Consider the following 20,859-nt stretch of genomic DNA (forward strand, 5'->3'; position numbering starts at 1 on the left):
TCACATCACTTCCTACTATCGTAAAGTACTCCACTATCCATAGAGTACATTATAGCTTCAACTTCCAGTTTATTATAAGTAAATATATTTATTCTATTTACTATCTTCTCTCCGATATTTTTGTACAATTTGCCATAACCATCGCCGAGAAGCTTAACTGCACCTTCTGTAGTCTTTTCTTCATAAACCTTTCTAATCAGTTCAGTACTTTCCCCCATAAGCGCTAGTTCTAATGCCATGACCTCAAGCCTAACATCACATACTCTGCTATGAGTATTAAAACAGCCTGCAGCTATCTTGCATATCTTACCTATGTGTCCTACTATGGTAATCTTCTTAATGTCCTTTTCCATGCAATAGTTTAGAGCATCACCCACGTAGTTGGACATTATAACAAATTTACTACTGTCTAAACCTAGACTTTCGGCCTTATCTTCACCCATATTACCAAACAGAAGAACAAGTTCATCATGCCCGTTTGCGACCTTTTGATTCATCTCAAGCTTTATTGATTCTCTTAGAGCCTCTTCTGACATAGGGGTGACTATTCCTGTAGTTCCTAATATTGAAATTCCTCCAATTATGTTGAGCCTAGGATTAAAGGTTTTTTTTGCAACTTCTTCTCCCTTTGGAACAAATATTGTTATCTCAACACCTTTGCCATCAGGCAAAACTTCCTTAACTTCTTTTTCAATCATAGTTCTTGGTACTGGATTTATAGCTGGTTCACCCTTTTTAACATATAATCCTTCTCCCATTACTACGCCTACACCTTTGCCACCTTTTAAAGTATATCCATCTTCTTTTTTTGTAGCTCTAGCCCAAATCTCTAGACCATGAGTAGCATCTGGATCATCTCCGCCATCCTTTAGTATGCAACACTCAACATAATCCTTACCTCTTACTACTTTTTCTATAGGAAGTAGAAGAACTATACCTTTAGGAGTATCTATTTTTATCTCACTTATATCTTTATTTTCATATAGCATCTGTGTGGCTGCCTTAGCTGCTCCAGCAGCACAAGATCCAGTAGTATACCCACATCTAAGTTTTTTTCCATCACAGGTAACGTATAATTCTAACATACTATCCTCTATTCACTACTAGATACATCAACGCATTTACAATAGCAGCCGCAACGGTACTTCCACCTTTTCTACCTCTTATAGTTATCATAGGAAGTGGCAGTTTTTCAGCTTCTACCTTGGACTCAGCCGCACCTACAAAACCTATCGGTGCCCCTATAATAAACTTGGCATTAGCTTTGCCTTCTTCTATAAGTTCTTTAAGTCTGTATAAAGCTGTTGGAGCATTTCCAAAAACAAAAAACTCTACTCCTTCTTCCACAGCTTTTTCTACTGCTGCCATTGATCGAGTAATTCCTCTTTCCCTTGCTATCTTAGCTACATCTTCTCTATCCACGAAACACTCAACCTTACAATTAAGATCACTTAAAGCTTTTTTGTTTATACCTGATAATGCCATCTTAGTATCTGTATATACTGTAACTCCGCTTTTTAAAAGCTTTAAAGCTTCATCTATAGAATTTTCTCTTATATATACTAAATCTTTATATTCAAAGTCTGCTGTAGTATGTATAACTCTTTTTACTATACTAAGCTCTCTTTCATTAAAACTGTGCGCTCCTAACTCTTCACCTATTATTTCAAAACTTCTCTTTTCTATATCCATTGGGATCTTTATATATTCCATGTTCTCTCTCCTATTTACCTTCTACAATTATAATAAATTGTTTTTAATATTATCATTAAAATTGAGATATACCTAAGTTTAGATAAAAATCTTAACCATATATAGATGTATAACTTTGTAATAAAATATATTTATCAAATCAAGTTCCTATTATAAATTTATGTCCACCAAACTACTAAACATTTCAATATTTCCGAAGAAATGTATGTGAGCATAAGCTGCAAGGGTATTATTCTTGTGATAACCACATTGCCACTGTTTTATTGAGTTATCAAAAGTAGTCTTGGAAACCTTGTATATTTTCTTTTCATGAGATTCTATCTTTGATCTATGAAACTCATGACAATTAATCTTACTTTCATTTTTCAAGATTTTATTTTCCTCCGACACTTCTAGTTCAGCATAGCCAAAATTCTGAAGCCTGCTTGTAAGCGTAGCTTTACCTTCAAAAAAGCCTACTGAATTGGTCCCTTCAATTTGTTCCATTAGATACATAAGACCGCCACATTCACCATAACACCTTAACCCTGAATTTAGCTGAACATTTATAGATCTTAACATAGATTTATTTTCACTTAATTCTTTTATAAATACCTCTGGGTAGCCTCCTCCGAGATAAAGAAAATCAATATTTTTAGGTAACTCTTTATCTTTAAGTGGGCTAAAATATTCTACTTCTCCAACCTGTTCTAACAGCTCCAAGTTTTCCTTATAATAAAAGCTAAAAGCTTTATCATATGCTACAGCTGATCTTATTTTTTTATTAGATAAATTAAAGTCATCTTCATACCTTTCAGTATTATCAAAACATCTCATAAGTGCTTCTACATCCACATGAGCTTGTATTAGATCCGAGCATATATCAATTTTCTCATCTAAATCATTTATTTCACTGCTTTGTACCAGTCCAAGATGTCTACTTTTCAAAACTAATCTTTCATCTTTAGGAAGATATCCAAATACTTTTACGCCGCAATTTTTCTCAATTGCCAGCTTTAGAAGTTTATAATAACTTTCACTTATATTATTTAGCACCACACCAGCTATAGTAACTTTCCCAAAGTTCTGCAGCCCTAATATTTCTGCACATAGGGTTGCTACTTGAGCCTTAGGTGAAAGTACAAGTACTACCGGTATATTCATAACCTCTGCCAGATGTGCTGTAGAGTATTCATAGGTTATTCCCTTACCATCATATAATCCCATGACTCCTTCGATTATTCCATACTCTCCAACCCCTCTTGAAAAACTTGCCTTAACTCCCCTATCTCCCATAAGGAAAAGATCTAGATTTCTTGATGTAGACTTTGTTATATGAGAATGAAAGGCTGGATCTATATAGTCCGGTCCTGCTTTATAACCTTGTACCTTTAACCCTTTACGTTTCAATAGGTTAAGCAGTCCTAAGGTAAATGTAGTCTTACCTCCGCCGCTAGAATTTGAGGATATAATTATACTTTTCATCACTTGTATCCTCCTATAATTTCTTTTCTAATCCTACTATTTCGTATATCTTATCCATATCTAAAGAATTCCTAACAATATCAGCTAACTTATCAAGTTCACTTTCTCTTAAACTTTCATAATTGCTTGCCTTTTTATAATGTAATCCTTTTTTCTCTCTTAATTTATTAATAATATATTCTCTAAACATACATCCATCAAAGATACCATGTATATATGTGCCCATTATATTGCCATTAGTATTTATTGCTCCATCTTTATAAATTAATTGTTGTTCTCCTAGATACTTGCCATTTTTCTCTACTATTTCGAATAATGGCTCCACTTCTGTTCCATAGCTGCTTATTCCCATATGAATTTCATAGCCATATATTTGTTCTAACTGTTTACAATAGTTATCAGACATATTATTCTTTTTTAAGAATTCAGATATTACATTTGCCTTAACTCTTGTAGTAACCTTTTCTTTTTCAAACACAGTTCCTATATCTAAAAGACCCATTCCCTTTATCTCTCTAAGCTCTGTTTCAACCTCATATGGGTCCTCTATAACTTTTCCGAGCATCTGATATCCACCGCAAATTCCAATAACCATACCATCCTTTGAATAAGTTATAATCTTATCCTCTAAGCCATTTTCTCTTAAAGCTTTAAGATCCTCTATAGTATTTTTACTTCCTGGAATTATTAGAAGATCTGGTGTACCAAACTCTTCTGGAGAAGTTATAAACCTTACAGATACATCTTCTTCATTTTTCAACGCATCAAGATCTGTAAAGTTTGATATTCTAGGAAGCTTTATTACTGCCACATCTATAGGTGCAATTACCTTCTTATTGAAATCTACAGCTCCATCTTCATCTTCTAGTTTTAGTCTGAAATAGGGAACAACTCCAAGAGTAGGCTTATCTATTATCTCCTCTAACATATCAAGTCCAGGCTCGAGTATTTTAACATCACCTCTGAACTTATTTATAATCGTTCCTTTAACTCTTTTTTTCTCATCTTCCTTAAGTAAAAGCATAGTTCCAGCTAATGCAGCAAATACTCCACCCTTATCTATATCTCCAACTAAAAGCACAGGTGCATCCACAAGTTCTGCCATCCCCATATTTACTATATCTTTATCTCTTAGGTTAATCTCTGCTGGGCTTCCCGCACCTTCCATAACAACTATGTCAAAGTCTTCTTCTAGCTTATCAAAATGTTTTTTAAGCATATCCTTAAAACCAGATTTCATATTATGGTATTCCATAGCAGTATAGTTGCCAAATACTTTTCCATTAACTATCACTTGAGATTTTTTATCTGAAGTTGGCTTAAGCAAAATAGGATTCATATATACTTCTGGTTCTAATCCGCAAGCATAAGCTTGCAAAACTTGTGCTCTCCCCATCTCTTTACCATCTAAGGTTATATAAGAATTTAAGGACATATTTTGTGATTTAAATGGCACTACCTTAAACCCATCTTGTTTAAATATTCTACATAATGCAGCTACCAAAATACTTTTCCCAACTGAGGATGCAGTACCTTGTATCATGATTTTAGCCAAATTTTACCACCCCTTAAAAATTGCTAGCCATTCCTTTTTTATTCTTTCCTATACCTATATATTTCTCACTTATGGCATCTTCTAAATGTTCAAGATATAGATTTTGTATATTAATATTTTCCCCTAGTCCATGCATATAAACATCCACTTCAAAACCTTCTTTTTCAAGTATACTTTTCCATGAATCTTCTTCATCTCCAGCCATATCATTTACGGCGTGATCACCAGCTACTAGTAAAAGTGGCATTAACGTAACTTTGTTTATATGATTTTTTCTTAAATTCTTTATAACGTGATTTAAGGTTGGATAACCATCTATGGTTCCTATAAAAACCTTATCAAAATCGTTATCCCAAAATACAGTTTGAAGACAACTATAGGTTGAATTTGCCGGGTGATGTGTTCCGTGTCCCATAAAAACAACAGCTTCATCTCTTGATACTTGGTTTTCTAAAGCATTCACCATCAAGGTATAATCATCCGGTATATCGTCTTCTTCTCCTTTAAAATACAAAAGTGGTCTTCCAAGCTTTATATATTTAAAGTCATTGTCCTTTGAAAAACTTTCTATTACATTTCTTATATAGTCATATTCTAAACCTGGTATAAGATGAAGAGGTTGAACTATTATTTCATTAAAACCTTCTTCCTTAAGCTTTTCTAACGCTTCTTCAGGTGTATCTACATACATGTCATACTTACTAGCAAGTTTTTTTATTACACCATGAGCTGTGAAAGCCCTTCTTATTTCGTATTCATCATGTTTTTCTTCTATCAATTTCTCTATTTTTTCTATAGTTAGCTTTCTTGTATTCTCATAAGTAGTTCCAAAGCTAACCACTAGTATTGCTTTCTTACTAATATCTTTCTTTTTTATTACATCCTTCATTAAACTTCCCCCTAAAAATATGCTTCCTCATTTAATCTACAGATGTACCACTTCGTAATAGAACTTATTATTTTTAAATTCTCTCACCAGAAGCCGTGAGAGTTTTAAAAATAGATTAAGATTCGAAGTGGTACATCTATATTCACAAATTAAAAACTTATGGTCAATAGGCACTAAAAAATAAAAAAGATAATACTCCTCAAAAGAATACTATCTTTATAAAAGACTTATATATAGAAATTTTGCGTATAAACTATACCTATAACATATAGTATCATTATGCTCAAAATAAGCATTTATTAACGCATATTAATTCCGTATAAACTATCAATAAAAATAGTACTTTCCCTCCGAAAGACTTACTTTCCCTCAATTTAGGCAGGTCTCCTGGCTCGTGCTTCTTTCTCTCCTTAACCTTCCCCTTTTTTATTAGATTAAAGTTCTTACCTTGTTTTCTAATCTTAAGGCTTAACTTTACTTCTATATAAGAGTGGTATTCAAAGGTTCGTCTTCACTTACAGTAGCGGGGGCTGCTGCGGATTTTAACCGCATTCCCTTTTCACCTTTCTAAAAATAGTTTCTTGAAAGGCACCTAAATCTGTTATTAACTTGTCAAAATTAGCTTACATTTATATAAGATGTTTGTCAATATATAGATAAGGCAACCTTTTTCAGTGAAAAAATCGCTGAAGCAACTTTTACAGTAAAAAATCCACAGCCAAAAATATCAGCTGTGGATTTTTAAGATCATCTTCTTATCATATTTGTATTTTAAGCCAAGTAAACATCTATACTTCTGAAATCCCCTTGTCTTATCATTTCAGCATAGCGCCCTTCAATTATACCGCCCACTATTTCAAAAGCCTCTTCATCAAAAGTCCTTAACTCTAATCTTTCTACCACAGCACCATTATCCCCATAGGTATTTTTGCTGCTCCTATTATGATAGGTAACAATAGTTTTTCCAAGGAACTTAAAGCTAATTTCATTATTGCTGTTAAACAACCAATGTGGAAGTATAGGTTTTAATTCTAGTTTTAGTTTTCCTTCTTCATATCTAAATACATTTTTACCAGCCATCATCACAAACCACATACTTAACATTTCTGAGGTTGATCCAGTAAGTCTTGATACAAAACCTCTTCCATGCACTTCTTCATCTGGGTTTACTGAGCTTGCTATAAACGATGAGTTTTCAAGAGTACTTCTTCCATAAACCTTAGGATCTATAAAAGGTATCAATGCAGTCTTTATATCTTCAAAATATTCATCATACAAACCAGCTTTTAATAGTCCTAGTAGATATTTATATTCCATATGAAGGAATATTGACTCTCTCTCAAGCCAACCAGCAGTGAAGGCTCTAGCTCTTCCTACTTCATGGGTAGTTTCGTCTAAAGGCTCTGAAGTCTTATACATATTAAGCTTTTCATCATATATCTTACTATTTTTTATCTTATTATAAAGTGATTTTGCCTTATCTATGTCTTTTAAACTCTTAAGCATTCTAGCTGGACCTTCAAGGAACAATGGTATTGGAACGCATTCAAATTCCTTTACTAAAACATTTTGATATCCATTTACAGGATTCTTCTTGCCTTCTAATATCTCATATTCTTTAGCTTCATAAGTTATATAGGTAGGATATATACCCTTTCCTAATTCCAAAGCTTTTTCAAGTCCTTCATTAAGCTTAGTTCTAAATTTGTTAAATATCTCTAGTATTTCTTTACTTGTTAATTCTTTCTCTTTTCCATCTATTCCAAATCTTATTTTTTCTCTATAGGCTTCTTTTAAATAAGATATCTTGTCCCAATATTCAAATTGGCCTATTTCCCCATTATTTTTTCTATTTAAAACAGCGTCAACATCTGTGATCAGTTCAAATAATTCTGTATGAATTGGAACTGACTTATCAAACTTCTCTGAGGCATCTATTATAAAGTTCAAAACTCTAACTAATTCCGCCGATTCATTTATACTAGACCCAAATATTCCAGGCAATCCATTCATAGCATCATTCCAGCCTGGCTTATTGGCTTCCATCTCAATGCCCATTCCCATTGGATCAAGATTTACAAATTTATTTAAAGCAAGAGAAATAAGCTTTGCATATAAATTTGTTTCGTATATATCCCCAGCACCATTGTCCTTTTTAAGCCAATTAGTATCAGTTAGCTTTATATTAAGCTTATGGCATTTTTCTTCATCTTCTAAAATAGCTCCATATTGACGAACCTTACCATTAGTAATTACATATTTATCGCTTCTTGGCAGTACTCTTACTGGACTATCAAAAAATCTATAGTCTTTGGTCTCAAATAAAAACTTTTCTAACTTATCTGGATATATATTTAAATAGTTATCTATAAGATCCATGTTATAAGTCCAGTGATCTGTCCAATATCCTTCTCCAAATTCAGCCTCAAAGCCTTGCGTAGAGTATTGTAAAACTCGTTCAACAAGCTCCTCGTAAGAACACTTTATAATTACATTATTGTCAGCTATATAGTTAATAAGCTTACCTGGAGTGAATTTACCCATTAATATATTTTTTACATTGTTATCTTCTTCATTAAATAATTCGAATACTTCATCAAACTTTTCTTTATCAAAGGTAAACTCTGATCCTTTTACTGATAAAGGATTGTATCCATCTGCTTGAATCAAATCCATAAATTGTTTAACATTAAATTCTTGAACTTCTGGGTTTATTAAAACATCATTTCTACGATTTTGATTAACATCTCTAAAGTTACCATTACCTTGAGAATAGTATGCAGGCTCTATAGAGAAGAAATTATATTCTCTTTCAAGATCTCCATGTTTTCTTGAGTATACATGGTAAACATGATTTTTTCCGTTACCTTTAAATACTAATGGATATCCGCCTCTAAGAACATTATCCATGTAACATTGACTTATATATTGATCAAAGAGATGATTTCCTGTTTCTGTATAAGTATTATCAACTAAGTCTTCAATTAACTTTCTTGCTTCATCTTCTTTTATTTCTACATATGCCACATTAAATCTATCTTTTATAGAATTTATAAGTTCAACACTAGCAATATGGCCATAAATGCTGCATAAAGTAAACTTTTTAGTAAGTCTCACAGCTTTTCCTGAGAAGCCTCCTGAAACCTTGTTCTGAGGTACTTGCTTCTTAGAATATATGTCCTCTAAGTCATTGTCTTCAAATCCGAAAGGTCTAATAAGTGATGTATTACATCCAAAAATTAAATCCATATCTATTATAGGGCTTATCAACTGATTATCTTCACTAGAGAATGATAAGAAGAAATTTCCCTTATTAACCTCACCCACTTCTGCTGAATCATTTGTAGTGGCTCTAACCTTATAGTAAGCTATATTATTTTCTAGATTAAAGACATCAAACCATGATTTCATAAGGTTTGCCATCGCTTGATAGTCGGCATTAGTTATTCCATATGGAAGAACCTGAGTTAATCCATCTAATATCTCTATGAACTTTTCAGTGTTGTCTAAGTTTTCAACATCAACTTTTCTAATTAGCCCTGCATAACTTTCTTTAGGCACAGTGAAGTAAGTAACAGTAACCTTAATATTTAAAGTCTTATTTATTTCTTCTACCTTAAGTATATTCTTCTCTATTAGCATCCTTCTTTTTGTATCATCTTTTGATGAAGAAGAAAATATTTCATGTACTTCCCCATTATATTTTATAAAAGTCCTAAACCCTTGCAATTCAATATTCTTGTACATTAAATGCGCTGGAAAGAACTCCATTATTGTACTATTTTTATCCTTTACTCCAAAGCTTCCAAGTCCTTGTCCACGATTTACATAGTATGCCCACATTGGGATACCATCTACACCTGCAACACCTGGAAGAAAACTAGAGAAAGTTTTTGCTTTATCATAATCTTTTATTATAAATTGATTATCTACATTAAAAATATATTCTACTGCCATATCTTCACTACCTTTCACCATTATAAATCAATACATTAATCTCATAGAAAGATGTACCAATTCACCTTTCAACATTTTCAAAACTTTAAATATTCTTAGGAGCGATCTTGAAAATATAAATTCAGATGTGAAATGGTACATCTTTAAATTTAGACACTGTTAAAATACCATGTTAAAATTATTAAACTTAGCTTAAACAATAAATGTAGCTATGGAATGTGCGTCTAAAACATAATTAGCATATTCTCCATCAGCTTCTATATCAAAACTTTCTGCATTATCGCTTTCATTCATAACAATTAGTGCTATGGATCCATCTTCATTTAGAAAAGCAACTTGCTGAAGATTTGAAGCACCATCAATAACACTATCAATTCTTACAGCACCTGGCTTAACATACTTACTAAAATGTCCTATATAATAGTAAGAACTGTTATAATGAACTTCTTGAGTCTTAGTGTCTGCAACTATAGGTGCATCACAAAGATTTCCAACATGGTTTGGCCCACCAGTTTCGTCAAGAATTAGATTCCAATCAATCCAGCCTTCCTGCCAATTTCTAAAGTCACCTATCATATTTCTTCCATACCTTTCACCAGTTAACCAAGAACCTAGGTGTAGTCCACCTTCTTGACAACCTTCTGTGAATAAAATATGTTTGTCAGGATATTTATCATGAAGCTTTGAAAGATTCTCAAATTCCTCTGAAACATACCAGTGGTTTCCTGTACCATAAACATATTTTGCTGCCTCAGGATCAGATAAAACAGTATCTGCTCTTTCGAATAAAATATCTCTGTTATGATCCCATATATATATTTTTACATCTGAAAGACCTTCTCTCTCTAAAGTTGGTCCTAGATGATTCTTTAAGAAGTCTCTTTCTTCTTCAGCTGAATATAGACAGGAATCCCATACCTGCAAAGCAGCTGGTTCATTCTGAACAGTTATAGCCCAAATATCGAAGCCTTCTTTTCTCATAGCTTTAATATATTTAGCATAATAATTTGCCCAAGCTTCATTGTACTCAGGAAGTAAAGTTCCCCCATGATTCATCTCACCATTTGATTTCATCCAACCTGGAGGGCTCCATGGAGATGCAAGAAGTAGGATTTCACCATCCCTAGTTTTTCTTGCTGCATCTATAAAAGGTAATACCCATTGCTTTTCATGGCTTATATCAAAAGTTTTTAATTCAACATCATTTTCTTCTACATACGTATAATTTCCAAGAGAAAAGTCACAGCTGTGTATGTGAACTCTTCCGATCGAGTAAGCTAGTCCATCAACTTGATCAAAGTATTTCTTTACTATCTCTGCTCTTTTTTCTTCATCCATTCTAGCTAATGTATAAGCTGCCGATTCAGTAAACGCTCCACCAAATCCAACTATTTTCTGATACTTTTTATTTCTATCAATTTTCAAAGTATTATCTGATGATTTTTGTCCATTAAATCCAATTGAATCTTTTTCAGTTAATCTGTCTGCTGTATCTTTTGATGTCTTAATTATTCTTATTTTCCCCATCTCTACACCTCAACTATTCTTTTCCATAGGTTTCTAAGATGTAACACTTCGAACCGGAATCTATTTTTAAAACTCTCACAGCTTCTGGTGAGAGAATTTAAAAATAATAAATTTTGTTGCGAAGTGGTGCATCCAAAATTTTAAATGTATAGCTTTACACTTAATATGGTATAATTTATGCTATTCATGGTAAAGGGGTGTTTTTTTGGTTATAGAGTTGATTTTTTAGATATTTTACATAAACATAAAATTTTATACTTTTCTAGACAGTAAAATAAAGGAGGGTAAAGAAAACTACCTTATAGTGTAATTTCCCTTCCCTCTTTAACTTGAAACTTCTGTCCTTTAGATTATGAATTTAGTATCTTTAGAGCTTCTTGAATAATTTTTGTAGCATTTTTTATTACTGGTTGTGCTTCGCATCTATATATAGGCTTACCTTTAAACCTACTTTCTTCTTTTACTGCTACATCCACTGCAAGTATAACGAGATCTGCAGCTACTACCTCCTTGGCACTTATCTTATTTTCGATACCTATAGAACCTTGAGTTTCAACCTTTATAATATGCCCCATCTTTTTTGCTGCTTTTTCCAAAGCTTCCGCTGCCATATATGTGTGAGCAATGCCTGTCGGACAGGCTGTTACAGCTACTATTTTCATTTTATCCCTCTTTTCCTTTTCACCTTGCTTGCTTATATAATAATGTATTTACATTCCTTCACTATCTTCTTCTAATTCTTCAGTAGCAGGTACTGGCTTCTTTAAAATATTTATCATTAAAACAGTTACAGCTATTCCAACTAAAACAGAAATTATAAAGCCCAAAGGATTATCAACAACAGGAAGTACTATAGGGCCTCCATGTGGAGCATGATCTCCTACTTTAAGAAGTGCTGCTAAACCTGCACCTATTGAAGATCCAACCATAATTGAAGGTATAACCCTTAGCGGATCACCAGCGGCAAAAGGTATAGCTCCTTCAGTGATTCCAATTAGACCCATAGCGATAGCACCTTTACCAGCCTCTTGTTCTGTTTTCGAATACTTTTTAGGAGCAACCAATGATGCGATACCCATAGCTAATGGTGGTACACATATTGCTACAGCAACAGGTCCCATTACTGTAAATATATTCTCTTGAATCATTGCTGAACCAAACATAAAGGCAACCTTATTTACCGGTCCTCCCATATCAAATGCAATCATTGCTCCCATAATAAGTGCTAGTAAAACAGCACTTCCAGAACTCATTGACTTTAGACCGCCAGTCATTGAAGTCATTAGTGCACTTATAGGTCCTCCAAGGACATAAAGCATAAGTAGTCCAACTGTGATACTAGTTAACAGTGGTATAATGAATATCGGCATTATAGGCCTTAAACTCTTAGGAATCTTCCAGCTCTTTATCCATCTTGCAATGTAACCTGCAAGTAAACCACCTATTATACCGCCTAGGAATCCTGCCTTTACATCATTGGCAAGAACTCCGGCTACAAGACCTGGTGCGATACCTGGCCTATCAGCTATACCATAAGCGATAAACCCTGCCAGTACTGGAACCATTAGGGAGAATGCATCACTTCCGATTTGCATTAACTTTTTCAAGAAATCATTATCAACTACAGCGCCTTGACCGGCTTTGACACCGCTTAGCATAATAGAAAAAGCAATAAGGACACCACCTATAACAACTATAGGTATCATGTAAGAAACACCTGTCATAAGATATTCTCTAAGCCTTTTTAGTTCTTCTTTCATTTAATATACCTCCATTTTCAATTTTTTGAAAACCTTTGACTTTTCTACATTTACAAGAACCATGTCCATCAAATTTATGACGCTTCGATACTGCGTAAAATATAATAGACCTCTTCTTCAGTAGTTGCATTTCGCAATAATCTTACAAAATCTTCGTCCATAAGTTTTCTTGACAATTGAGCAAGTATCTTAAGATGTAGATTCTCTTTGTTTCTCTCCGGCACTCCTAGCAAGAATATTAAGTCAACTCTTTCACTGTCCATAGACTCCCAATCAATGCCGTTTTTTAATTTTGCGAATACTATCAAAGCCTCTTTCACAGTTTCTGATTTTCCATGGGGTATAGCAATACCATTACCAACACCTGTTGAAATTTCCTCTTCTCGTTCCAGTACACATTTTAAAAAATCTTCTTTTGAAATTATCCTGGCTTCCTTATAGGCTAGATTAATCATCTTTTTAATAACCTCTGTTTTACACTTTGCATCCAAATCAAGCACTATAAGATTTCTATTTATCAGCATATATAAATTCCTCCACAACTCTAGAAATTTCTTCTGAACTTTTTATGCTTTTTAAGAATTTTACATTGCTACTATCATCAATAAAATTGTATAGGTTTCTCATCCATTTCCTTGATTTTTCTCTGTCCGCTTCACTTATGCATAGTAGAAAAATCATTTCTACATTTTCATTTCCCCAACATATAGGATGATCCAATATACTGATAGCAAAGCATGAGCGTTTAACCAGAGCTACTTCACCATGAGGTATTGCAACCCCACCTCCTATTGCTGTGCTATATATCTTTTCTCGTTCTAACACACTGTAAACGTATTCATTGTCTACATATTTGCTGTTAACTAAATCAGTACATATTTCTTTTATCAATAATTCTTTGCTTTCTACAGAACCTCGTACCTTTATTAGGCTTTTATCTATAATTGGATATGTTTCATCATTTTTGCTTTTATTACTATAAACATTATCAATAAAAATTCCTAATCTTCTAATATCGTTTTGATTAAGTAATGGGCTAATCATTAGTTTAGGTCTATTTACTTCTACTGGAACTGTAGATATAACTATATCTATGTCTTTCAAGCTTCTCTGCTTTAACTCGATGATAGATATTACATCGATAATCTCTATTTGTCTGAAGCTCTTCTCAAGCCTAGCTGCAATAAATTGAGAGGTCCCTATACCACTAGCACAAACTATTAATGCTTTTAGTGGATTTTTGTTACGTTCAACTGATGCTGCTAGATGAAGACATATATATCCTATTTCTTCATCTGGCATTTTTACACTCAGATATTTTTCAAATACAGTGCTTGTCATCCAAGCAACTCCATATATTTCAATGTAATTTTCCTTTATCTCTTTAAGCATTGGATTTCTTAAGGCAAGATCATATTTTAATCTATTTATTGTGGGGCGCAGATGTAAAATCAGCCCATTTAACAGTTGTTTATCGTTACTTAAATTCATATGAAGGGCTCTCTCTGCAATACTAATTATCTCCCTAGCCATTATTACTGCTAGTTCGCTATCACCCTGACCTTCCAAGGCAATCGTTAGATTTTCGCTTTTCCCTTCAAGAAGTTTTGTACCTAAAATATGAAGAAGTATATATCCTATTTCAGATTCAGGCAGTTTTATCTTAAATGACTCTTCAATTTCTTCTGCTATCTGCCTTGCTTCCTCATACTCCTCATTTTCCTTCAAACTATTTAGCATTTCCTCAGAGAGCTTTACATCTTTTCCTTCTTTTAGTCTTTTGATTGATATTGCTATATGCATAATTAAGCTGACAAAAGCTTCATCCGAAAATTTAAACTCTAATTTTTTTTCTGCCTTCGTGATTATATTTTCTAAAAGCCTATAATCAATATTTACTAACTCTTTTAATTTTGAAATAGACTTATAATCGATCTTCCTCTCGCATTCATCATAAAGAAGTTCTTTAAGTTCTTCGTAACCTTTATTGCTTGTCAATGCTAATAGGTTTGCAATAGCTTTTCTCCACCCCTCTTCATTGCCAATAATCTCGACACCATAACTTGGTTTCTTTTTTAAAGTTAGATTGAACTTAGAAAGCCATTCCTCAACTTTCTCTAAATCTTTCTGAACAGTAACTCGACTTACGTATAAACTTTGAGATAATTCTTTCACTGCAATAGGTTCTTTACTTATAAATAATTGTTTTAAAATATAGTTCAATCTATCCTCTGGAGAAAATGGTTCTATATAGCTATTATCTTCTTTTAAAGTTTCTTCAAGTCTCAGTTTTCTTTCTTCTAATCCCTCGATAATAATCCCTACCCCTGGTTTTTTAGTAAGCTTCAAATTGGCTTCGTCAACAATCTGTTGGATTTTAGGAAAGTCATTTCTAATGGTCTTATTTGATACATTAAGATTCTGTGCAATAAAATCTACAGATACGGGGCAATTACTTTTTAATAACAAATCCACTATTTTATAAACCCTGTCCATATTTATTCACCTTTTGCCACAAGTAATGCGGCGTACCATTTTACATTTATTACCACCTACAATCTTATTATAATTTTTCCACAGTCTAAATTCAACGTTTCAACTGCTCCATTTATTACCTCATCGATGTGGCAACATTTTATTATCAAATATTTATATTTTCATTTGTACATTTGCTTTACCAAACCTTATTAGTATTGATAAAAAAGTAGCTGAAGCGACATTCTTAAGTGAGTTTTTTAACGCATCTGCATTTTCGAATGCATATGAGGAAAATTTGGCAGGCGAATAAGTTTTATTTTTTACTGTCTAGCCATAAAAAACTTATACAAGCATTGTAATATTTAGGTTTAGCTACCTTAACAATTTTATAATTTTCTATACAGTAAAAAAGATACCCAAATCGAGCTCCCAGCCACTCTGATTCAGGTACCTTTTTTAACCTATGGACTTATGTGTTGCAAACATTAGTATTCTTACCATATAAGCAGAATTTATTCTTATTTATATGTTCTGCAGCTTAATTAACGTAATTATGTATGGATAATTTGCATTATTCATTATTTGATTATTACTCTTTATTATTTAATCTTGTTCCAATGCCAATTGTTTATTACTGTAAGTATAACTTTTTTCTAAATTAGTGTAAAATAATCATATATACTAATTTTTATTTTTGTTTTGTAATAATATAATATTTGATCTAGCCGCTACTTTATATGTAGTTAAATAAGAGAGGTGTAGGACTTTGTTTGCAGAAGAAAGATTAGATGAAATTATTAAAATATTAAATAGTGAAGGTAAATTGAAAGTTAAGGATCTAAGCATAAAATTCAATGTTACTGAAGATTGTATACGAAAAGATCTAAAAACATTAGAAAATCAAAGTTTATTAAAACGAACTTACGGAGGCGCTGTACAAGTAAGAGAGTCAGCAGAAGATATAGATGTTCTTATAAGAAAAGACGCAGATATAACCACTAAAACCATAATAGCACAAAAAGCGTTTAACCTTATAAATCATAGAGAGACTATTTTCTTAGATATCTCTACAACTAATATAATACTTGCTAAATTGCTTGCTTCCAGCAACAAACAGATAACCATAGTAACAAATATGCTTGATATAGTGAATGTACTTTCGAAACCTAATAATATTAGAGTTATTTGTACTGGTGGAATTCTAAATAGAAATCTAGATGGATTTACTGGAGCTCCTACTATTGAAATTATATCAAAATATAAATTTGATAAATCCTTTATTGGAAGTTGTGGAATTGATGTATTTGACGAAAGTATTACAACATTTGATATTGATGATGGTATAACCAAGAGAGCAATTCTTGAATCTAGCAAAAAAAGTTATGTTGTTATGGAAGATTCTAAATTTCACATGGATGGAAATTATAAGTTTGCCTGTCTAAGTGATATAGATTGCATAATAACAGAGAAGGCGCCAAAAGAAGAGGTTGAAAGTATATTATCTGATTTTAATATAGAAGTATTTTAAAGAGAGTTGTAGGAAACGTGTTGAAATTAAAGACTCCTTATATCTTTTAAGCAAGGGTATAAGGAGTCTTATTCGCCTATATTTTAAACTGATTTATAGCTTCAACCATACTTGTTGACATTGAAGAAAGTATTTGAGCTGATCTCGCCACTTCTTCAGATGAACTATTCATCTGCTCAGAAGAAGCTATAATCTCCTCTGACGAAGCTGAATTTTGCTCAGCAACTGCTGAGGTGCTACTTATCTTTGATATAATGTCACTTTTCTCAGTACTAACAGTCCCCATAGATTCTCTTACATTTTTCATCAATGGTATCACTTTTTCAACCATTTGTATTATATCTTTAAAAGAAGTTATGGATTGATTTATTATATCTATTTGATCTGTAAATTCACTATTCACATCATTTGTTGTTGTTACTACTTCATTGGTCTCTTTAGAAATAACTCTTAATAAATTGTTTATCTCTGAAGATGCAGCTTTACTTTGCTCTGCTAGATTTCTTATCTCATTAGCCACTACAGAAAATCCTTTCCCAGCCTCCCCTGCTCTAGCAGCCTCAATGGCTGCATTTAGTGCCAATAGATTTGTTTGGTCAGCAACACTATTTATAAGAGATGTTATTGCATTTATTTCCTTTATATTAGTCCCTAGATGATCTATTTTTTTGGTAACACCATTAAAAGAATTGTTTATAGTCTTAACTGAGAATATAAGATTTTGCAATTGTTCATTACTCACATTAGCCATAGACCCTACGACTTCAGTAATATCATTAACATCTTTAATAATGGAAGCCATGCTATCAATTTGTTCTCCGAACTCATTAACTATTTTAGCTATGCTAAGTAGTTCATCTGCCTGAGATGTTGATCCTAATGCGACTTCTTGTATTGATCCACTAACACCTTGAGAAGATGAGCTCATTTCCTCTGCCACTGCTGAAAGGGATACTGCGTGATTGTTTATCTTACTTGCATTTTCTTTTACATCACTTAATATTGAAGAAATAGAATCTACTGTAACAGCTAGTTCCCTTTTCATAATACCAAATTCACTGCTTTCATCTCTATCTATATCTATAGTCAAATCTCCTGAGGCCAAGACTTTTAATTGAGAAGTAAATATTTTTATTGATTTTTTTATGTAAGTTAATGTAACCATAGATATGATAACTATCACAATAGCTACAGCTATAGAAATTGCTATAAAAGTATTTCTTGTACTAGTAAATTGCTGCTGGCTTTGCTTACTAGTGGCATCAGATGACCTTTTTTCACTTGCAACGAGCTTGTCTATATTTTCTCCTACTAAAAGCCCGGCATTAGTATAATCATTCATATATTCTTTTGACATTACTTGCCCAATTCTTCTTTGCTGTCTAAGTGGAGAAAACTTATCCATATACTTTTCATATGATTGCTTAAGTTCTGATATAAGCTTATCTTGTTCTGCTGTATTTTTTGAAGTCTGAAGCTTACTTAGCAAAGATATTATTTTACTATTGGTATCACTGACTGTCATTGCCATAGTCTCGTCATAAGGTTCAGCAATTATTTGTGAAATAATATTCTTCATACCATTGAAAGCACTATCTACATCAACCAATATTCTCATATTTTCCAATTCATTATTATTAATTGATTTTAAATTATTATTTATTTTATATAAGTTGGATAATGAAATTACTCCTACAATTATTAAAGAAAGCACAGACATTGAACAAATTGCTAGTATTCCTTGCACGGCTCTTGCATTCTTTAATTGATTTTCCTTCTTCTTCATCACTTTATCCTCCAATTATATTGATATACTGCTTATCTACAAAACTTATATTTTAAAATTTCCTAAACATAACCCACAAGAATTTTAAGTATATCAGCACATCATAGCTAACCGTTTACAAAAATCACCTTAACATAATTTTATATATACGATTTTAGGATTAAAAGTAGATAAATTTTAGAATCAGGTGGTTTTTTTCAGAAATCACTCGATTTAGGTAGAAATAAATTTTTATAACTTCCTATAAAGTAAGAAAAAGCAGTCACTTATATGAGTGCTAGATGTTAAATGTATAACATCTAGAACCACAATAATAGTGACTGCTAATTACATTCTATTTTGACTATATTAAATCAATAAATTTATATTAAACAAAGCCTATATTTTAAACTTATTGATTGCTTCTACCATACTACCTGACATTTCAGAAAGGATCTGCGCTGACTCAGCAACTTCTTCAGATGAACTACTCATTTGCTCTGAAGATGCAGTTATCTCTTCTGCTGAAGCTGAATTTTCTTCTGCCACTGCTGATGCATTTCCTATTCTTCCTATAATCTCAGTCTTTTCAGAATCTATGTGTCCCATAGATTCACTTACTTCCTTCATTAAAGGTATTACTTTTTCAACTAGCTCTATGATATTTTTAAAGGAAACTATTGACTGGTCAATAACATTTATTTGTCCTGCAAACTCATCATTAACAACATTAGTAGTATTTACTACCTCATTTGTCTCTTTTGATATTACTTCCAACAAATTGTTTATCTCTGTAGAAGATGATTTACTTTGTTCTGCTAATTTTCGTATTTCATCAGCTACTACTGCAAATCCCTTACCAGCCTCTCCAGCTCTTGCTGCTTCTATGGCAGCATTTAGCGCTAACAGATTAGTCTGATCAGCAATACTATTTATAAGAGAAGTTATACCATTTATCTCTTGTATATTATCGCCAAGTTTATCTATCTTCTCAGCAACCTTACCAAAAGATTCGCTTATGGTCTTAACAGATAGTATAAGACTTTGTAACTGCTCATTGCTTAGATTTGCCATTGTACTTATAGTTTCAGTTGAACTATTTACATTCTTTACTGTTTTTGAAATACTTTCTATAGATTGTCCAAACTCATTAACAACGCCTGCAATGGTCATTAATTCTTCCGCCTGTGATGTAGACCCTACTGCAACCTCTTGTATAGCATTGCTTACTTCTTGAGATGATGAAGTCATTTCCTCTGAAATTGCTGATAAAGATAGTGCTTGTTCATTCATCATTCCCGCATTTGACTTAACATCACCTAGGATACCTGATATAGCTCCTACAGTAACTGCTAGTTCTCTTTTCATTATTCCAAATTCATTCTTTTCATCTCTATCTATATCCACTGTTAAATCTCCAGAAGCTACAACCTTTAATTGTTTTGTAAACTCCATAATGGATCTTCTTATATACCATAATATAAACATAGATATAAAAGTAACCAAAACTACTACCCCTACAGAAATTGCTATAAAAGTAGTCTTAGTTGATAAAAATTGCTCCTCACTTTGCTTGCTTATAAGGTCAGCAGATTGTTTTTCACTATCTACGAGTTTTTCTATACTTGCACTAACTCCAGTTCCAACTTTAGTGTATTCATCCATATATGCTTTATCCATGACTTGTCCTGCTTTTCTTCTTTCAGCAAGAGGAGGGAACTTTTGCATATATTGATCGTAATATTCTTTCATATCACTTACTATCTTATTCTTATCTGCAGTATCACCAGATGTATTCAATTGATCTATTAAGTTTCTTATTTTCGTATCTGTATCCTTAACCGTTGTAACCATATTTTCATCATAAGGTCTATCTATTATTTTTGTAAGAACATTTCTCATACCATTAAAAGATCCATTAACATCTCCTAATATCTTTATATTCTTTAGCTCTTTCTTGTTAATAGCCTCCAGATTACTATTTATTTGGGACATATTTGTTAGTGAAACTATCCCCACAACTATCAAAGAAACAATTGCAATAAGCCATAGAGCCACTATTCCATGTACTATCTTAACATTTTTAAATCTTTTTTCTTTCTTTCCCATACTACTCCTCCAAATAAAATAAATTTAAAATAATGTAATTTCAAACCGACTTTAAAACTAATGGAATTTTTTTACCAATCTTTTTTAAGTAATATTAATTATTAGTTATATTAT

General features: G+C 32.4%; 14 protein-coding genes and 1 riboswitch. Of the genes, 1 reads left to right on the plus strand and 13 read right to left on the minus strand.

Annotated elements, in window-relative coordinates; translation table 11 throughout:
* Positions 1 to 5: 5 nt before the first annotated feature.
* The 11 genes from cbiD to bsdtw1_RS18705 form a co-directional block, all read right to left on the minus strand.
* The gene (gene cbiD / locus bsdtw1_RS18655) at positions 6 to 1,085 is read right to left on the minus strand and encodes a cobalt-precorrin-5B (C(1))-methyltransferase CbiD (protein ID WP_183279033.1); all 1,080 of its coding nucleotides are present in this window, start codon (positions 1,083 to 1,085) and stop codon (positions 6 to 8) included.
* Between the two features lies 1 nt (position 1,086).
* Positions 1,087 to 1,713 carry a precorrin-8X methylmutase gene (locus bsdtw1_RS18660; protein ID WP_183279034.1) on the minus strand — a complete coding sequence of 209 codons (627 nt, stop codon included), beginning with the start codon at positions 1,711 to 1,713 and terminating at the stop codon, positions 1,087 to 1,089.
* A 150-nt stretch (positions 1,714 to 1,863) separates the two neighbouring features.
* Complete coding sequence (locus tag bsdtw1_RS18665; RefSeq protein WP_183279035.1) at positions 1,864 to 3,177, minus strand: cobyrinic acid a,c-diamide synthase CobB; 1,314 nt, start codon at positions 3,175 to 3,177, stop codon at positions 1,864 to 1,866.
* Between the two features lie 13 nt (positions 3,178 to 3,190).
* Entirely contained in the window at positions 3,191 to 4,732 is a 1,542-nt protein-coding gene (locus tag bsdtw1_RS18670; RefSeq protein ID WP_183279036.1) for a cobyric acid synthase, read from the minus strand.
* A 13-nt stretch (positions 4,733 to 4,745) separates the two neighbouring features.
* Entirely contained in the window at positions 4,746 to 5,621 is an 876-nt protein-coding gene (locus bsdtw1_RS18675; protein ID WP_183279037.1) for a sirohydrochlorin cobaltochelatase, read from the minus strand.
* Positions 5,622 to 5,981: 360 nt separating this feature from the next.
* Positions 5,982 to 6,232: riboswitch (cobalamin riboswitch) on the minus strand.
* A 160-nt stretch (positions 6,233 to 6,392) separates the two neighbouring features.
* Positions 6,393 to 9,578, minus strand: coding sequence for a cellobiose phosphorylase (locus tag bsdtw1_RS18680; protein ID WP_183279038.1), 3,186 nt, complete (start codon positions 9,576 to 9,578; stop codon positions 6,393 to 6,395).
* Between the two features lie 192 nt (positions 9,579 to 9,770).
* Positions 9,771 to 11,105 carry a glycoside hydrolase family 30 protein gene (locus bsdtw1_RS18685; RefSeq protein WP_183279039.1) on the minus strand — a complete coding sequence of 445 codons (1,335 nt, stop codon included), beginning with the start codon at positions 11,103 to 11,105 and terminating at the stop codon, positions 9,771 to 9,773.
* Between the two features lie 350 nt (positions 11,106 to 11,455).
* Positions 11,456 to 11,767 (minus strand): PTS fructose transporter subunit IIB, encoded by a 312-nt coding sequence (locus bsdtw1_RS18690; RefSeq protein WP_183279040.1) that lies wholly within the window; start codon positions 11,765 to 11,767, stop codon positions 11,456 to 11,458.
* A gap of 48 nt (positions 11,768 to 11,815) precedes the next feature.
* A complete protein-coding gene (locus bsdtw1_RS18695) occupies positions 11,816 to 12,865 on the minus strand; it encodes a PTS fructose transporter subunit IIC (protein WP_183279041.1) in 1,050 nt (349 codons plus the stop codon).
* A gap of 74 nt (positions 12,866 to 12,939) precedes the next feature.
* Positions 12,940 to 13,389, minus strand: coding sequence for a PTS sugar transporter subunit IIA (locus bsdtw1_RS18700; RefSeq protein WP_183279042.1), 450 nt, complete (start codon positions 13,387 to 13,389; stop codon positions 12,940 to 12,942).
* A complete protein-coding gene (locus bsdtw1_RS18705; protein WP_183279043.1) occupies positions 13,376 to 15,361 on the minus strand; it encodes a BglG family transcription antiterminator in 1,986 nt (661 codons plus the stop codon). Before bsdtw1_RS18705 ends, bsdtw1_RS18700 begins: the two co-directional genes overlap by 14 nt.
* A 748-nt stretch (positions 15,362 to 16,109) precedes the next feature.
* Here bsdtw1_RS18705 and bsdtw1_RS18710 point away from each other — a divergent pair.
* Positions 16,110 to 16,871 carry a DeoR/GlpR family DNA-binding transcription regulator gene (locus bsdtw1_RS18710; RefSeq protein WP_183279044.1) on the plus strand — a complete coding sequence of 254 codons (762 nt, stop codon included), beginning with the start codon at positions 16,110 to 16,112 and terminating at the stop codon, positions 16,869 to 16,871.
* A 76-nt stretch (positions 16,872 to 16,947) separates the two neighbouring features.
* Here the strand turns inward: bsdtw1_RS18710 and bsdtw1_RS18715 are convergent, their stop codons facing one another.
* Complete coding sequence (locus bsdtw1_RS18715; RefSeq protein ID WP_183279045.1) at positions 16,948 to 18,657, minus strand: methyl-accepting chemotaxis protein; 1,710 nt, start codon at positions 18,655 to 18,657, stop codon at positions 16,948 to 16,950.
* Positions 18,658 to 19,035: 378 nt separating this feature from the next.
* On the minus strand, positions 19,036 to 20,745 hold the full coding sequence (locus bsdtw1_RS18720) for a methyl-accepting chemotaxis protein (protein WP_183279046.1): 1,710 nt from the start codon (positions 20,743 to 20,745) through the stop codon (positions 19,036 to 19,038).
* Positions 20,746 to 20,859: the final 114 nt, after the last annotated feature.

The sequence above is a fragment of the Clostridium fungisolvens genome (assembly GCF_014193895.1).
GTDB classification, from domain to species: Bacteria; Bacillota; Clostridia; order Clostridiales; family Clostridiaceae; genus Clostridium_AR; species Clostridium_AR fungisolvens.

Bases quoted from the DNA above. Each gene is read 5' to 3' on its own strand.
- cbiD (WP_183279033.1), bottom strand. From the start codon at position 1,085: ATGTTAGAATTATACGTTACCTGTGATGGAAAAAAACTTAGATGTGGG.
- bsdtw1_RS18660 (WP_183279034.1), bottom strand. From the start codon at position 1,713: ATGGAATATATAAAGATCCCAATGGATATAGAAAAGAGAAGTTTTGAA.
- bsdtw1_RS18665 (WP_183279035.1), bottom strand. From the start codon at position 3,177: ATGAAAAGTATAATTATATCCTCAAATTCTAGCGGCGGAGGTAAGACT.
- bsdtw1_RS18675 (WP_183279037.1), bottom strand. From the start codon at position 5,621: ATGAAGGATGTAATAAAAAAGAAAGATATTAGTAAGAAAGCAATACTA.
- bsdtw1_RS18680 (WP_183279038.1), bottom strand. From the start codon at position 9,578: ATGGCAGTAGAATATATTTTTAATGTAGATAATCAATTTATAATAAAA.
- bsdtw1_RS18685 (WP_183279039.1), bottom strand. From the start codon at position 11,105: ATGGGGAAAATAAGAATAATTAAGACATCAAAAGATACAGCAGACAGA.
- bsdtw1_RS18690 (WP_183279040.1), bottom strand. From the start codon at position 11,767: ATGAAAATAGTAGCTGTAACAGCCTGTCCGACAGGCATTGCTCACACA.
- bsdtw1_RS18695 (WP_183279041.1), bottom strand. From the start codon at position 12,865: ATGAAAGAAGAACTAAAAAGGCTTAGAGAATATCTTATGACAGGTGTT.
- bsdtw1_RS18700 (WP_183279042.1), bottom strand. From the start codon at position 13,389: ATGCTGATAAATAGAAATCTTATAGTGCTTGATTTGGATGCAAAGTGT.
- bsdtw1_RS18705 (WP_183279043.1), bottom strand. From the start codon at position 15,361: ATGGACAGGGTTTATAAAATAGTGGATTTGTTATTAAAAAGTAATTGC.
- bsdtw1_RS18715 (WP_183279045.1), bottom strand. From the start codon at position 18,657: ATGAAGAAGAAGGAAAATCAATTAAAGAATGCAAGAGCCGTGCAAGGA.
- bsdtw1_RS18720 (WP_183279046.1), bottom strand. From the start codon at position 20,745: ATGGGAAAGAAAGAAAAAAGATTTAAAAATGTTAAGATAGTACATGGA.